This is a genomic window from Paenibacillus sp. NEAU-GSW1, from assembly GCF_009737085.1.
GTDB lineage: Bacteria > Bacillota > Bacilli > Paenibacillales > Paenibacillaceae > Pristimantibacillus.
Genome location: NZ_WOVL01000006.1, coordinates 36970 through 49853, shown reverse-complemented (window position 1 = coordinate 49853; position 12884 = coordinate 36970). Strand labels below are relative to the sequence as shown.

Sequence of the window (12884 nt, the reverse complement as noted above, 5' to 3'; positions counted from 1 at the left end):
GGTAATGAGTTTTGAATGCGAGTGCGGCAATCGCACTGCTTTTTTTGCCACTGGAGACCGCGATGAGAACGGCAGAGAATACATCGAGCTGGAGGATGACGATCGTATGACCTACATGATCGGAGAAGACGGCTTGTTGTTCAAATGCAAGTTTTGCGGCTATGTGTACCGATTGGACAAGCTTTAAAATAGGATGAGGTTCAGCAAATGGCGATGCAGCTGTTAAATGTGCATCGTCTTTTTGTTGAAAAAAAAGTCGTTGGTTACAATCGCGATGTGCAAACGTATGCGCAAATTGTAAGTAGCTGCTGTCGAAAACAAGCCGATATGACAATTTTATACCATATATTCGTCGATTTTTAATAAATACTTGTGCAAACGTTTTACTAGATGTAATATTTGTAATAGAAATGAATGACTTAAAGCGCTTACATATGTGCTGACTATTTACGGGGAGTTGAGCGGTGATGGTAAAGTTGAATGCTAGGAACAATCGACAAAGATCAATCGGTACTAAATTATTTCTTATTACATTTATCGGCATAGTTTTGCTCGTATCGGTGCTTGGAGTCGTGTCGTATTCACTTTCCAAACAAATCATTAAAGATGAAGTATCGCAAGCGCAGCAGCAAACGCTGGGAATGGCTGCGGACAAAATGGATGCAACGCTCTCGAGCTTTACGGGTTTGACGAGGCAGATGCTGATTGATAAAGAGCTGCAAGCTCAGTTCAACAATATTAACAGTTCGAGCACTGGCACGTATGAGAAGGTTGCGATGGAAACGAACATTCGCGGCAAGCTGGACAGCGTTCGTGCCTCGAATCCGTCCATCGGCTCACTGCGGCTCATTCCGAAAAGCTTGAATAAATCGCGAATCATTTCATCGTCCGGCGCCAGTTCAGCCGATATGAACGATGCGATAAAAGCAGATTTGGAGCAAGTGCTTAAAGCGGATGGAGAAGTCGTATTTATTGCAACGAAAGCGAAAGGGCTTTTCGGATTCGCCAGCGAACCAAGCTTTGCAGTAGCCCGTTTGCTAAAAAATATGAAACAGCGCGACTCGGAATATATTATCATTATGGAATTTCCGGTCAAGCTTCTGAGCGAAACCTTTTCCAAATTGAACTTTGGCGAGGGCGGCAGCATGACGATTTTGACTGCTGACGAGAAAGTCGTATACAGCTCGGATGCTGCATTGGAAATCGGTGCGGCAGGTCCGGCGCATACGAGCGGCCAATTAGTCGTTAGACAGCCTTCCGCTGTAACGGGCTGGACGCTTGAAGGGACGAGCTTGACGAAGCAATTGCTGACGCGAACGAATACGATACTAATTCTCACCTTTGCGATGTGCGGCTTGGCAGCGTTCGTTGCCGTACTTATCGGTTATTACCTCGTTCGATTGGTCGCTAGGCCGCTTGCGGTAATATTCGGTTTGATGAAGGAAGCGGAGAACGGCAACCTTACTGTCCGGGCAGCGAATAAAGGCAATGATGAGATCGCTCGGCTTGGCGGAAGCTTTAACCGGATGATGCAGCAAATCGGCAGCTTGGTTAATGAAACGAACGATTCGGCTCGCCAAGTTACGGATCGTGCCGAGCGATTGATTGAAGTATCGCGGACGATGCGCCACTCGTCCCAGCATATTGACGATGCGACAGGTCAAATTGCAAACGGGGCAATGCAGCTTGCCCATGAGGCGGAAAAGGGGATGGAGAGCGTAGACACTATTCGCAATACGATGGAGGAAGTTGCATCAACAAATGAGGGACTGAACGTATCTTCCGATCGATTCCAATCGGCTAGCCGGGAAGCGGCAACGCAAATGGTTACGCTAGTTGGGCTTACGGATGAAACCGCTCAAAAATCGCATCAGCTGTTGACACGTATTCACCAGTTGAAAAACAGCACCGCTTCCATTCGCAAGCTGCTTGACGTGATGAATGCCATTGCCCGCCAAACGAACATATTGTCATTAAACGCTTCTATTGAAGCGGCAAGATCCGGCGCTGCCGGCAAGGGCTTTATGGTTGTAGCGGAAGAAATCCGTCAATTGGCTGAACAGTCGAAGCAATCGATCGTCACGGTCAGCGATATGACAAATCAGATCGAGCAGGAAATGGAAGCGACCATAGCAGAGCTTCAATCTGTAGCTCCGCTGCTTCAGGAGCAAAGCAGCGCAGTAAACACAGCCGCAAGCACATTCAGCCATATGGAGAACCAGATGAACCAGGTGATGCAAGAGATTTCCAGTTCTACGTCGTCCATTCATCAACTCGGCGAAATGCAAAAGTTTCTGGTTCTTACAATCAGCAATGTGAGCGCCGTATCGGAGCAGTCCGCGGCCGCTTCGATGGAAGTGGCCTCGCTCACAAAAGAACAGCTGTCCATAAGCGGCGAGCTGTACGAGCTGTCGAAGCAGCTCGAGTCGTTGTCCGCCAACTTGCATGGACAGCTGATGAAGTTTACGACATAGCTTGAGTTTGAGCAGGAGCAGCGGATTGTCCGCTGCTTTTTTTATGTTCCGCAGCTTGCTGGATGAGAACAATAACGAGAAACAGGCCAAGGACGCCTGCAGCGCAGCGATACATAACGGAATAGCTGGTTGCGGCAGCGACGAGTCCAAGCAGCATGGAGCCGAGTGCAACGCCTAAATCAATCGAATTGTAATAGAGGCTGTTCGCCATCCCGTGCCGCTCTGGCGAAGCTTCACGAAGCATCCAGGCTTGCGTTGTCGGCTGAATAGCGCCGAATCCGAATCCGTACAGCAGCGCAGAAATGATGACGAGCAGCATCGAGTCGGCGTAGGACAAAATAAGCATGCTGGCAATGACGATCAGTGCTCCTGGGATGAGAACCGGAGCTGGACCTTTGCGGTCAAAGATTTTGCCGGATATCGGGCGTACGATGAGCACTGTGAAGGCTAGAAACAGGAAGAACAACCCGATCTGATCTAGATGCTTCTCTTGACCGTACAGGGCGAGGAAGCCAAGGAGACCGCCATACGATATCGACATCAGCATATTAAGCAAAGCAGGCAGGAGCATTCTGCCCATAGCAGGCTTTTTACTATTCGTCTGTGCTGTATCGCTTGCAGCAACAGGAGCAGCAGGCTGCGAAGGTATGCTGCGAGTAAACAACAAAAGCGGAATAATGGCGAATGCGGCAACGGTACCCATAGCGGACAACGTTGAGAATCCGTACTCCTGGATGACGGACAAACCGATCATTGGGCCGACTGACATTGCAATGCTGGTTGACAAGCCGAAATAACCGATGCCTTCGCCAATGCGTTGAGAGGGAATGATTTGAGAGACAAGCGTTGGCAGTACGGTGCTTGTCATCCCGAAGCCAATACCGAACAAGGTGCGCAAAATCAACAGCTGAGCCATCGAGTCGGCATGCGGGTATAGCAGCGTGCTTGCGGAAGCAAGCGCCAGGCCGAAATATAAAATCGTATTGCGGCTCACGATTCTTAGCATCGGAGCTGTCGCAAAGCGAGTCGCAATAGCGGCCAGGGCGAAGAGGCTCGTTACGAGGCTAAGCGTAAAATTGCCGGGATGAAACTGTTCTTTCGCATAAGCCGGAAAGGGAGATAACAGCATTTGCAAGCTTAAAAACAGCAGCAGATAGCTGAGTGTAAGCACTATAAAATCTTTTGTCCAAAGTTTCTCTTGATGTCTGACCATGATGAAGTTCACTGCTCCTTTTCTTTTTCAATCCATGCTGTCGTGTGGTCGCTGATTTTGATGAGCAGTTGAGCCAGGTGCTCATACTCGTCGGGAGCAAGCACTTCCGACATATCGGAAACGACCTGATATTCAATTAAGGCGATTTCATCAGCGGCTTTTATGCCTTGTTCCGTAATGTAGACATGAAAAGACCGGCGGTCGTTTTTGCCTAATTGCTTCGTAATGTATCCTTTAGCCTCCAAAGTGTCGAGTATTCGAGTCGTTGTCGGCTTATCCTTGCCGGCGCGGTCGCCAATATCCTTCTGGATCATGCCGTCCTGCTCGCGAATTCGGTACAATACCGACCATTGCTCCGGCGTAATATCGTATTGCTTCATTCGCATCATAAACAACAGCGATAATTTGCGATGGGCGATGCCTAGCATAAATCCGATGGAATCGTCCAAGCCTAATTTGCGCATTGCATCACATCCTGATTTATATATAGTTGCTTTAACAACTATATTCAAAGCAACGAGTTTTGTCAATAGCTTCCGCCGCTTCATACATTCGCTTTTCGTTGGGAAAAGTAAGAGAAATCATTGAGCAAAAGGGGATATGGGAACAATGAAAGTAACAAAAAGATGGTCGGTAGCCTTAGCGTTGTTAGCATTTGTATTATTTGCTCAAACCTCTTACGGAGCGGCGGGCGTGTTTCACTTTGGCTTTAAAAAAAGCGTCGGCGGCCAGCTTCCGTCCATAAACGAAGAGGGCTTTAAAGACATCGTCGTAAAACACGGCGCGATTTTTTTAGGCAATACCGCACAGAAGGAGCTTTATTTAACGTTCGATAACGGATATGAGAACGGTTATACCGCTCAAGTATTGGATGTGCTTAAAGAAAAGGGAGTGCCGGCTGTGTTTTTCGTTACCGGGCATTATGTGAAGGACCAGCCTGAGCTAGTGAAACGAATGGCGGCGGAAGGTCATCTTGTCGGCAATCATTCCTGGAGCCATCCGGATATGTCGCAGCTGTCCGCTGAGCAAATTCGTTCCGAACTGGAAAAGGTGAAGGCGCAAGTAACCGCTTTAACCGGACAGCAGGCGATGGATTATTTGCGTCCGCCTAGAGGAATTTTCAACGATCATGTGCTTGCGGTGAGCAAAGCGTCGGGGTATACGAATGTGTTCTGGTCCGTCGCTTACAAAGATTGGGACGTCAATAGCCAAAAAGGCCCCTCGTACGCCTTCGAGCAGGTCATTAAACAGCTTCATCCCGGAGCAGTCATCCTGCTGCATACGGTATCGAAGGATAATGCCGGCGCGTTAGGCGCAATTATCGAGGAGGCCAAAAGACAAGGCTATCAATTTAAAAGCTTGGATCAAATGGTTACAAAAAGCTACGGCGCTTAAGCGCGATTAGCAACATCCTCATTCTCAAGTATAACCATCCAGCCAAACGGATCTTCGATTTTGCCGGTTTGGATGCCAGTCAGCGTGTCATACAGCTTGGCGGAAAGCTCTCCGGTCTCGCCGTTGTTGATCGACAGCTTTCTGCCAAGCCACATTAATTCGCCAATCGGTGAAATAACGGCAGCTGTGCCAGTACCAAACGCTTCAATAAGCGTGCCGTTGCTGTGCGCTTCAACAAGCTCGTCGATCGACAATGCGCGTTCTTCAAGCGGAATGTTCCAATGCTTGATCAGTCCGATGATGGAATCGCGCGTAATGCCGTCCAGAATGCTGCCGTTCAGCGCAGGCGTGACAATGGTGCCGTTCAGATTGAAGAACACATTCATGCTGCCCACTTCTTCGATAAATTTGCGGTGCACGCCGTCAAGCCACAAAACCTGCGAGCTGCCTTGAGCTGCAGCGTTCTCTTGCGCTTTCAGACCCGCTGCGTAGTTGCCTGCTGTTTTCGCGTTGCCGACGCCGCCTTTAACTGCGCGAACGTATTCGGATTCGACGAAAATTTTAACCGGATGAATGCCCTCAGCGTAATAAGAACCTACCGGCGACATAATGATCATAAATTTGTATTGCTTGGAAGGGGAAACGCCAAGCGCTGCTTCGGTCGCAATGATATATGGACGAATGTAGAGCGAAGTGCCTTCAGCCGTCGGAATCCAATCTTGATCGGCGAGAATAAGTTGTTTCAATGCTTCAAGCGCAAGCTCCTCGTCAAGATGCGGAATGCTAAGACGTTCGTTGGAGCGGTTCAACCGCTCGAAATTTTTGCTCGGGCGGAACAATCTGATTTTTCCGTCCGCAGTTTTGTATGCCTTCAGACCTTCAAATACGGTTTGACCGTAGTGGAAAACTTTTGCCGCAGGATCGAGCGTAATCGGCTGATAGGGAACGACGCGAGCGTCATGCCAGCCAATCGATGCATCGTAATCCATAATGAACATATGGTCCGTATAATATTTGCCGAAGCCAAGCTCGGATACGGCTGGCTTCGTTTTTTTATTGTTCGACAATTCAACGCGTATGCTCGTATTCATCTCGTTACACAGCTCCTCATTAGATACTTAGTTGAATCGTACCATTACAGCAGGTATATTTAAAGTATCAGTTTTATCTAATGTTCATACCTTGCGGGTATAGGTAAAGGATGGGGAGCAGGATGGACTTACGCCAGCTGCGATACTTTCTAGCAATTGCCAAAGAAGGCCAAATAACGAGGGCAGCCAAAGCATTAAATATGGAGCAGCCGCCGCTAAGCAGACAGCTGAAGCTAATGGAGCAAGAGCTTGGCGTGACGTTGTTCGACCGCAGCGGTCGCGGATTAACACTCACTCACGCCGGAGAGCTGTTGCGTCAAAAGTCGGAGGAGCTGCTGCATCAATTTGGAGAAAATATTAAGGAAGTCAAGGAGCTTGACGCCGGCGTTAGGGGAGTGCTGGCGCTTGGCGCTGTTGTTTCTTGTATCTCGCTGCTGCCGCCGGCGATTGAACGGTTTCGCAAGCTGTATCCGCAAGTCACTTTTAAAATTGCTGAGGGCGATCATTACCTTCTCGGGTATGAGCTGGAGCGGCGAAACATTGAGTTGATCGTTGCCAGGCTGCCGTTCGAGCCTTCGCCGGACATGGAGCCGCTGTCTGTTTTACCACTGCCGTCGGATCCCTTTGTTGCAGTTTTGCCCGCACAGTGGGTTCCAGACCCGGCAAAGACGACGATGAATATGAGGGAGCTGGCGGATCTTCCGTTTCTTTCGCTCAAAACCGATCGGACGACCGGGATGCACCATCAGGTAATGATCGAAGCAAGGGCGCACGGCTTTGAGCCTAAAGTGATTTGCGAATGCTCCAGCGTCGCCATCATTATGGCGCTTGTGGCTGCCGGTATCGGCGCTACCGTTTTTCCGAAATCGGTTATGGCGTCGTTCCCGCTTTCGACGATCCGCATGCTGACGATTGCGGACGCTGATTTTCAATCGGAAGTCGGCATACTGTGGTTGAAGGATCGCTATCTGTCGAACAGCGCTCGCTACTTTATTGATATGTTCAAGCAGGGATAGCGGGGAATGGTGTGGGGAAACCATTATGAATACCGACTACCAATAGTGGAATCGGTCCAATGCGCAGTCTGAATGTTCCTCCGATCGCCATTGTTCTCGAACTCGATGAATGAGATTTTGTCAAAGGAAGGAGTCCGAGAACAAAAGCGAACGCTTCGCTTCTCCGGAATCATTCAGCCCACTACCGCTACGTTCTGGGTTCCATAATTAGCCATTGGAATTTCCTCATACCTCTAACACGTCTCTTAACGAACCTGTTTCGCTTTTTAAAGAACTAATATTCGCTAATTTGCAGAGAAACGGTTGGAGCTGCTCCACTAACGAATCGCTGTTCACTAACGGAGAACGGAAGTTCCTTATCAGCGAACAGCGATTCGCTAACTGCACATAACTCTTTGTATTCCTTACAAATAACGAAGATAGCTTCGTAAAATTGCGAAGCGGCTTCGCAAATTTGGATTTGAAAGGACCAAGGAAACAAAAGTACTCAAGCTACTCGAAAGTTACTTAAATTACTCGGATTACTCAAAATGCTCGAATTGCTCACATTACTCAAATTGCTCAAAATGCTCGAATTGCTCACATTACTCAAATTACTCGGATTACTCAAAATGCTCGAATTGCTCACATTACTCAAATTGCTCGAATTGCTCACATTACTCACATTGCTCGATTAACGGAATTACTCAAAGTTACTCAAACACACATATCCATCCAGCGTACATATAGCACACCTATTGTTAACGAACCTGCTTCGCTTTATAAGGAACTAGTATTCGCTAATTTTGCAGAGAACGGTTGGAGCAGCTCGATTAACGAATCGTTGTTCGCTAACGGAGAACGGAAGTTCCTTATTAGCGAACAGCGATTCGCTAACTGCACATAACTCTTCGTATTCCTTACAAATAACGAAGATAGCTTCGTAAAATTGCGAAGCGGCTTCGCTAATCACAGTTAGCGAAATCAATTTCTTTATGAGCGAACGTCACTTCGCTCATCGGTCCAAACATTGAACAGACACAAAAAAACCTGTCCTTGCAATGGAGTCTACGGCTTCCATTACAAAAAGACAGGTTTTTTCGCTAGCTGAGCTGTTACGCTTTAATTTCCAGCAGTTCATATTTGATGACGCCTACCGGAGCGGATACGCTAATTGTATCGCCTACCGATTTGCCGATCAGGGCGACGCCGAGCGGGCTTTCATACGAGATTTTGTTGTCGAATACGTCTGCTTCAGCAGGGCCGACCAGCCGGTATTCGATTTTTTCCGCCATTTCGATATCGTTCAGGACGACGACGGAGCCAATTTGTACTTTTGATGTATCCGAGTTGCTGACGACACGAGCTTTTTTCAGCATGCGCTCGATTGTTTGTATGCGGGTTTCCATAAACGCTTGATCGTCTTTTGCGGAATGGTATTCGCTGTTTTCTTTCAAATCGCCGTAGCTAATCGCTACCTTCAGACGTTGCGCAAGCTCCGCACGCTTGACGGTTTTAAGCTCTTCGAGCTCTTGTTCCAGCTTGGCCAAGCCTTCAGCGGTTAAAATTACTTCTTCGTTCGCCATATCGTTCAAACAGCTCCTATTGATGTAATAAAACTATATTACACTAAAACGGCGCAGGATGCGAAAAAAAAGCCCGCGGGCTTGATCTGCGCAGCGAGCTTTCGTCGTTGCACAGATTGACCGGGGCTTGTTTGGTCTTACTAATAAATAAGGTTATTCGCCGAAGTTGAACTGCCATTCGATGCCGAATTTGTCCGTCAAGCTGCCATAACATTTGCTCCAGAACGTTTCTTGCAGCTCCATGCGGATATTGCCGCCTTCTTTGAGCTTGTGAAACAGCGACTGGACTTCTTCCAAGTTTTGGCTGACGACGGAGAGGCTGATGTTGTTGCCGGCAGTAAACGGCATACCTGGGAAGACGTCGGAGAACATGACGTTGCTGCCGAGAATGTTGAGTCTCGTATGCATAACCAAATTTTTCGCTTCTTCCGGAAGCGGGTAGCTTGGATCTTGCGGCGTTTCGCCAAACGTCATAATTTGCGGTGGTTCCGTACCGAACACTTCTGCATAAAAGAGCACCGCTTCGCGCGTATTTCCGTTAAAATTCAAGTAAACATCCAGCGACATCAAACTCACTCCTTGGATTATTATGTCATTAACGATATCATTGTAGCATGTCCATACGGTATTTCAAATATTGCGCAATGTTGAAAATTTATGAATTATACTCGCTTGAACATTTTTCGGAGCATTCAAGTTTAAGATAGGAGTCGTGCAAGGTGGCGGAAACGAAAACGAATGCGATGCGCATGCTTGATAAAGCGCAAGTCAGCTATCGCATTTTTACATTTGATCATGAGAACGGCGAAGTTCACGGAATCGCAGTGGCAGAAAAAATCGGCAAGCCGCCAAGCGCGGTTTTCAAAACGCTCGTCACGCATCACGGCAATAGCTTGTACATATTTGTCATTCCTATTGCCGAAGAACTTGATCTAAAGGCCGCGGCAAAAATGGCAGGCGTGAAAAAGATCGAAATGCTGCCGGTTAAAGAGCTGCTGAAATGGACCGGCTATATTAGAGGCGGCTGTTCGCCGGTAGGGATGAAGAAGCTGTATCCGACTTATATCGACAGCAGTGCCGCTGCGCTGGAAACGATAATTGTGAGCGCCGGAAGGTTAGGCACGCAAATGGAGCTAGTGCCTTCAATGCTTGCGGAGCAAGTGTCAGCGGAGTTCGCGCCGCTTGTCAAAGCATCTGAATAACGGAATGGTTTAGGGAAGTGATCAGCTAATGAACGTTCAGACAGAGATGAAAATGTACAAAACGATCGGCTTGCTCGCACATGTTGACGCGGGGAAAACGACTTTTGCCGAGCAGCTGCTTTACCATACAAGCAGTATTCGGAGCCGCGGCAGAGTCGACCACAAAGACGCTTTTCTCGACAGCCATGAGCTGGAGCGGGCGCGCGGCATTACGATCTTTGCCGATCAAGCAGTCATGCGCTGCGGGCAATCGGAGTACGTAATCATGGATACGCCGGGGCATGTCGACTTTTCTGCCGAAATGGAACGAGCGCTGCAAGCGATGGACTACGCCGTCATCATCATTAGCGCTGTTGAAGGGATAGAGAGCCATACGGAAACGGTGTGGGGCCTGCTGCGCAAACGGCGTATACCAACACTGTTCTTTATCAATAAAGTCGATCGCGAAGGCGCTGATCCGGCTGCCGTTCTAGGTCAAATTCGAAAAACGTTAACTCCCGATGCCATTGATTTGTTCGGCAACTTGGCAGACGGTGTCCCAGAAGCTGTACTTGCCTTTGCAGCAGAACGGGATGATGCGCTGCTGGAAAGCTACCTTGAAGGCAATACGACGAATGAATCGGCGATCCATAGCATCTTCCAATCGATGCAACGCGGCAACTTATTTCCGGTCATGTCCGGGTCAGCATTGCTTGATCGGGGAATTGCTGAATTTATCGCTAACATGGAGCTGCTGACTCTAACGGAATATGCAGCGAAGCGAGAAAATCGGTTCGCCGCACGGGTATACAAAATACGCCACGAGCTGCAGGGCACGCGTCTGACATTCGTAAAACTGCTTCAAGGCAAGCTGAATGTACGGGACGAGATCGAATTCATCGACAATCGCGGAGAGAAAAGATCGGAAAAAGTAACGTCGATACGGATATATAGCGGAGAGAAGTTTAGTTCCATTGATTATGCGGAAGCCGGCCAGCTTGTCGCTTTAACCGGCATATCCGCGGCCGCTCCGGGAGACGGACTTGGCGATATGCAGCATGAACGCTCGGTATATGAGCTCGTTCCTGCGCTTAAAGCGAAAGTATTTGTCGATCCAGCCGTTTCGGTGAAAGAGGCCAATCGCTGCTTTCGGCTGCTCGAAGCGGAGGACCCTTCGCTTGGCGTTGTTTGGGACGAAGCGCTGCAAGAGCTTCTTGTTCATGTCATGGGAGCGATCCAGCTTGAGGTGCTGGAGCAAATTGTAAGCAGCCGGTTTGGATTCTCGGCGACCTTTGGGGCGCCGGAAATTTTATATAAGGAAACGATAATGAGTCCAACATACGGGTACGGTCATTTCGAGCCTTTGGGCCATTATGCGGAAGTTCATTTGAAGCTTGAGCCAGGACCGAGAAACAGCGGGATTACGTTTAAAAACGAATGCCATGTAGACGATTTAAACATCGGCTATCAGCATTTGATTGAGCAGCATCTCATGGAGAAGGATCATCGCGGATTGTTAACGGGATCGCCGATTGCCGATATTGTCGTTACCCTCATAACAGGACGGGCTCATAACAAACATACTAGCGGCGGCGATTTCAGGGAAGCGGCGCTGCGAGCGTTGCGGCAAGGGCTGGAGAAAGCGGACAATCGTCTTCTTGAGCCGTTTTATGCGTATCAAATCAAAGTTCATACGGAGCAAATCGGAAAAGTGCTCGCCGATATACAATTTGCTCGAGGAACGATGGAGCCGCCGGAAATGGATGGCGAGTTCGCGGTCGTGAGAGGAGAGGCTCCTGTTGCGGCGATGATGGCATATAGCGCAGAGCTGGCCGCTTACACAAAAGGGAAGGGAAGCATTTCGCTAACGTTTAGCGGCTATCAGCTTTGCCAGCCGTTTGAAGCCGTCATTGCGGAGAAAAAGTATGATAAAAACGCCGATCCGGGCTATACGTCGACGTCCATTTTTTGCGCGAAGGGGAAAGGTTTCAGCGTTCGATGGGATGAAGCGGAAGCATTGATGCACGCTGAAATCATTAACAACGGTTAGACAAAAAAGGTGTCCCCGCTCACGGAGACACCTTTTATTGCGAGCCTGCTCGACAATGATTTCAATAATTACACGTAACGGCGAATGAGATTAGACAAGTCTCGCGCAATTGCGCTTGCGCCTTGCTGGAGATCGGCTTTTTCCAATGTGTAATGGACGAGGCTTTCATCCGTTTCCATCATTTCGGAGAAGAAGCTAGAAAGCCCGCGAACCTTGCGGTCGATCTGAATGAGCAATTCGAGGCCGTGCTCGGATGGGTGGAATATGATTTCCAATTCATCAAGTTCGCCGCGGAATTGGCCTCTCGGTACAAATTCGAATTCTTGTACGAACGGCAATCCCTGTCCAAGACGCGGCGCGTATTCGCAAGTTACTTCACGCAATGTAAAGCCTAGCTGTTCAACGGCTTCCAGCACGATTTCCGAGTGAGGATGCGGCGATACTTGCAAATAATCCTGATCGCCAGGGTCGGCAGCATCCTTAATGTCCAGGCCGGTTTGAATCCACACTGGCGTACGGTTAATTGTTGCCGGCGTATTGACCGGTATTTGAAAGCTAACCGGGAATTCGTATACCCGACCCGCTTCTACCGTGAACTTGCCCGCCAATAAATATTTCGCTATTACCGCATCATGATGAACCTTCGTATCGTTATGTTCTCTTATGTACCTAGTTTTAATAAAAGCATAAACGTCATCCACCTCTTGATTTACCCGTCCGCCTTCAATGCGAACGACGCCTGAAACATAATCGCCTGCGGCAATGGATGAATCGTTGATCAGCAAATCGACTTTCGCTGCGCCGATTCCGACGCTGGCAAGCATTTTTTTGAACATGGACATGAAAAAATTCCCCCTTAATTAGGTGATACAAGTATATACGATGCGAAAGTCCATTTG

12 protein-coding genes are annotated in these 12884 nt (G+C 48.5%); 6 read left to right on the top strand and 6 right to left on the bottom strand.

What is annotated here, in order from left to right; translation table 11 throughout:
- Positions 1–4 precede the first annotated feature (4 nt).
- Positions 5–187 (top strand): hypothetical protein, encoded by a 183-nt coding sequence (locus tag GOM71_RS05600; protein WP_156278780.1) that lies wholly within the window; start codon positions 5–7, stop codon positions 185–187.
- A 280-nt stretch (positions 188–467) separates the two neighbouring features.
- Positions 468–2474, top strand: a complete 2007-nt coding sequence (locus tag GOM71_RS05595; protein ID WP_156278779.1) for a methyl-accepting chemotaxis protein — start codon at positions 468–470, stop codon at positions 2472–2474.
- Here the strand turns inward: GOM71_RS05595 and GOM71_RS05590 are convergent.
- Together GOM71_RS05590 and GOM71_RS05585 are read right to left on the bottom strand one after the other, a co-directional pair.
- Positions 2464–3687 (bottom strand): MFS transporter, encoded by a 1224-nt coding sequence (locus GOM71_RS05590; protein WP_156278778.1) that lies wholly within the window; start codon positions 3685–3687, stop codon positions 2464–2466. The two genes, GOM71_RS05595 and GOM71_RS05590, sit on opposite strands and share 11 nt — an antisense overlap.
- A gap of 8 nt (positions 3688–3695) precedes the next feature.
- Positions 3696–4151, bottom strand: coding sequence for a MarR family winged helix-turn-helix transcriptional regulator (locus GOM71_RS05585; protein ID WP_156278777.1), 456 nt, complete (start codon positions 4149–4151; stop codon positions 3696–3698).
- A gap of 136 nt (positions 4152–4287) precedes the next feature.
- On the opposite strand from GOM71_RS05585, the gene pdaA reads away from it, so the two are divergent.
- A complete protein-coding gene (gene pdaA, locus GOM71_RS05580; protein WP_156278776.1) occupies positions 4288–5082 on the top strand; it encodes a delta-lactam-biosynthetic de-N-acetylase in 795 nt (264 codons plus the stop codon).
- Here the strand turns inward: pdaA and GOM71_RS05575 are convergent.
- A complete protein-coding gene (locus tag GOM71_RS05575) occupies positions 5079–6173 on the bottom strand; it encodes a branched-chain amino acid aminotransferase (RefSeq protein WP_156278775.1) in 1095 nt (364 codons plus the stop codon). The genes pdaA and GOM71_RS05575 overlap by 4 nt on opposite strands.
- Before the next feature lie 122 nt (positions 6174–6295).
- Here GOM71_RS05575 and GOM71_RS05570 point away from each other — a divergent pair, with 122 nt between their 5' ends.
- A complete protein-coding gene (locus tag GOM71_RS05570) occupies positions 6296–7189 on the top strand; it encodes a LysR family transcriptional regulator (RefSeq protein WP_156278774.1) in 894 nt (297 codons plus the stop codon).
- Between the two features lie 1094 nt (positions 7190–8283).
- On the opposite strand, the gene greA is transcribed toward GOM71_RS05570, so the two are convergent.
- Together greA and GOM71_RS05560 are read right to left on the bottom strand one after the other, a co-directional pair.
- The gene (greA, locus tag GOM71_RS05565) at positions 8284–8754 is read right to left on the bottom strand and encodes a transcription elongation factor GreA (protein WP_156278773.1); all 471 of its coding nucleotides are present in this window, start codon (positions 8752–8754) and stop codon (positions 8284–8286) included.
- A gap of 153 nt (positions 8755–8907) precedes the next feature.
- Complete coding sequence (locus GOM71_RS05560) at positions 8908–9321, bottom strand: VOC family protein (RefSeq protein WP_156278772.1); 414 nt, start codon at positions 9319–9321, stop codon at positions 8908–8910.
- Between the two features lie 152 nt (positions 9322–9473).
- On the opposite strand from GOM71_RS05560, the gene ybaK reads away from it, so the two are divergent.
- Together ybaK and GOM71_RS05550 are read left to right on the top strand one after the other, a co-directional pair.
- Positions 9474–9956 carry a Cys-tRNA(Pro) deacylase gene (gene ybaK, locus GOM71_RS05555; RefSeq protein ID WP_367649474.1) on the top strand — a complete coding sequence of 161 codons (483 nt, stop codon included), beginning with the start codon at positions 9474–9476 and terminating at the stop codon, positions 9954–9956.
- A gap of 28 nt (positions 9957–9984) precedes the next feature.
- Positions 9985–11985: an elongation factor G gene (locus tag GOM71_RS05550; RefSeq protein ID WP_253944720.1), complete on the top strand. Its 2001-nt coding sequence runs from the start codon at positions 9985–9987 to the stop codon at positions 11983–11985.
- Positions 11986–12053: 68 nt separating this feature from the next.
- Here the strand turns inward: GOM71_RS05550 and GOM71_RS05545 are convergent, their stop codons facing one another.
- Entirely contained in the window at positions 12054–12827 is a 774-nt protein-coding gene (locus GOM71_RS05545; protein ID WP_156278771.1) for a sporulation protein, read from the bottom strand.
- Positions 12828–12884: the final 57 nt, after the last annotated feature.

What these genes read in the sequence shown, in the direction of transcription:
- GOM71_RS05600 (WP_156278780.1), top strand. Translation starts at nt 5, where the DNA reads ATGAGTTTTGAATGCGAGTGCGGCAATCGCACTGCTTTTTTTGCCACT.
- GOM71_RS05595 (WP_156278779.1), top strand. Translation starts at nt 468, where the DNA reads ATGGTAAAGTTGAATGCTAGGAACAATCGACAAAGATCAATCGGTACT.
- GOM71_RS05590 (WP_156278778.1), bottom strand. Translation starts at nt 3,687, where the DNA reads ATGGTCAGACATCAAGAGAAACTTTGGACAAAAGATTTTATAGTGCTT.
- GOM71_RS05585 (WP_156278777.1), bottom strand. Translation starts at nt 4,151, where the DNA reads ATGCGCAAATTAGGCTTGGACGATTCCATCGGATTTATGCTAGGCATC.
- pdaA (WP_156278776.1), top strand. Translation starts at nt 4,288, where the DNA reads ATGGGAACAATGAAAGTAACAAAAAGATGGTCGGTAGCCTTAGCGTTG.
- GOM71_RS05575 (WP_156278775.1), bottom strand. Translation starts at nt 6,173, where the DNA reads ATGAATACGAGCATACGCGTTGAATTGTCGAACAATAAAAAAACGAAG.
- GOM71_RS05570 (WP_156278774.1), top strand. Translation starts at nt 6,296, where the DNA reads ATGGACTTACGCCAGCTGCGATACTTTCTAGCAATTGCCAAAGAAGGC.
- greA (WP_156278773.1), bottom strand. Translation starts at nt 8,754, where the DNA reads ATGGCGAACGAAGAAGTAATTTTAACCGCTGAAGGCTTGGCCAAGCTG.
- GOM71_RS05560 (WP_156278772.1), bottom strand. Translation starts at nt 9,321, where the DNA reads ATGTCGCTGGATGTTTACTTGAATTTTAACGGAAATACGCGCGAAGCG.
- GOM71_RS05550 (WP_253944720.1), top strand. Translation starts at nt 9,985, where the DNA reads ATGAACGTTCAGACAGAGATGAAAATGTACAAAACGATCGGCTTGCTC.
- GOM71_RS05545 (WP_156278771.1), bottom strand. Translation starts at nt 12,827, where the DNA reads ATGTCCATGTTCAAAAAAATGCTTGCCAGCGTCGGAATCGGCGCAGCG.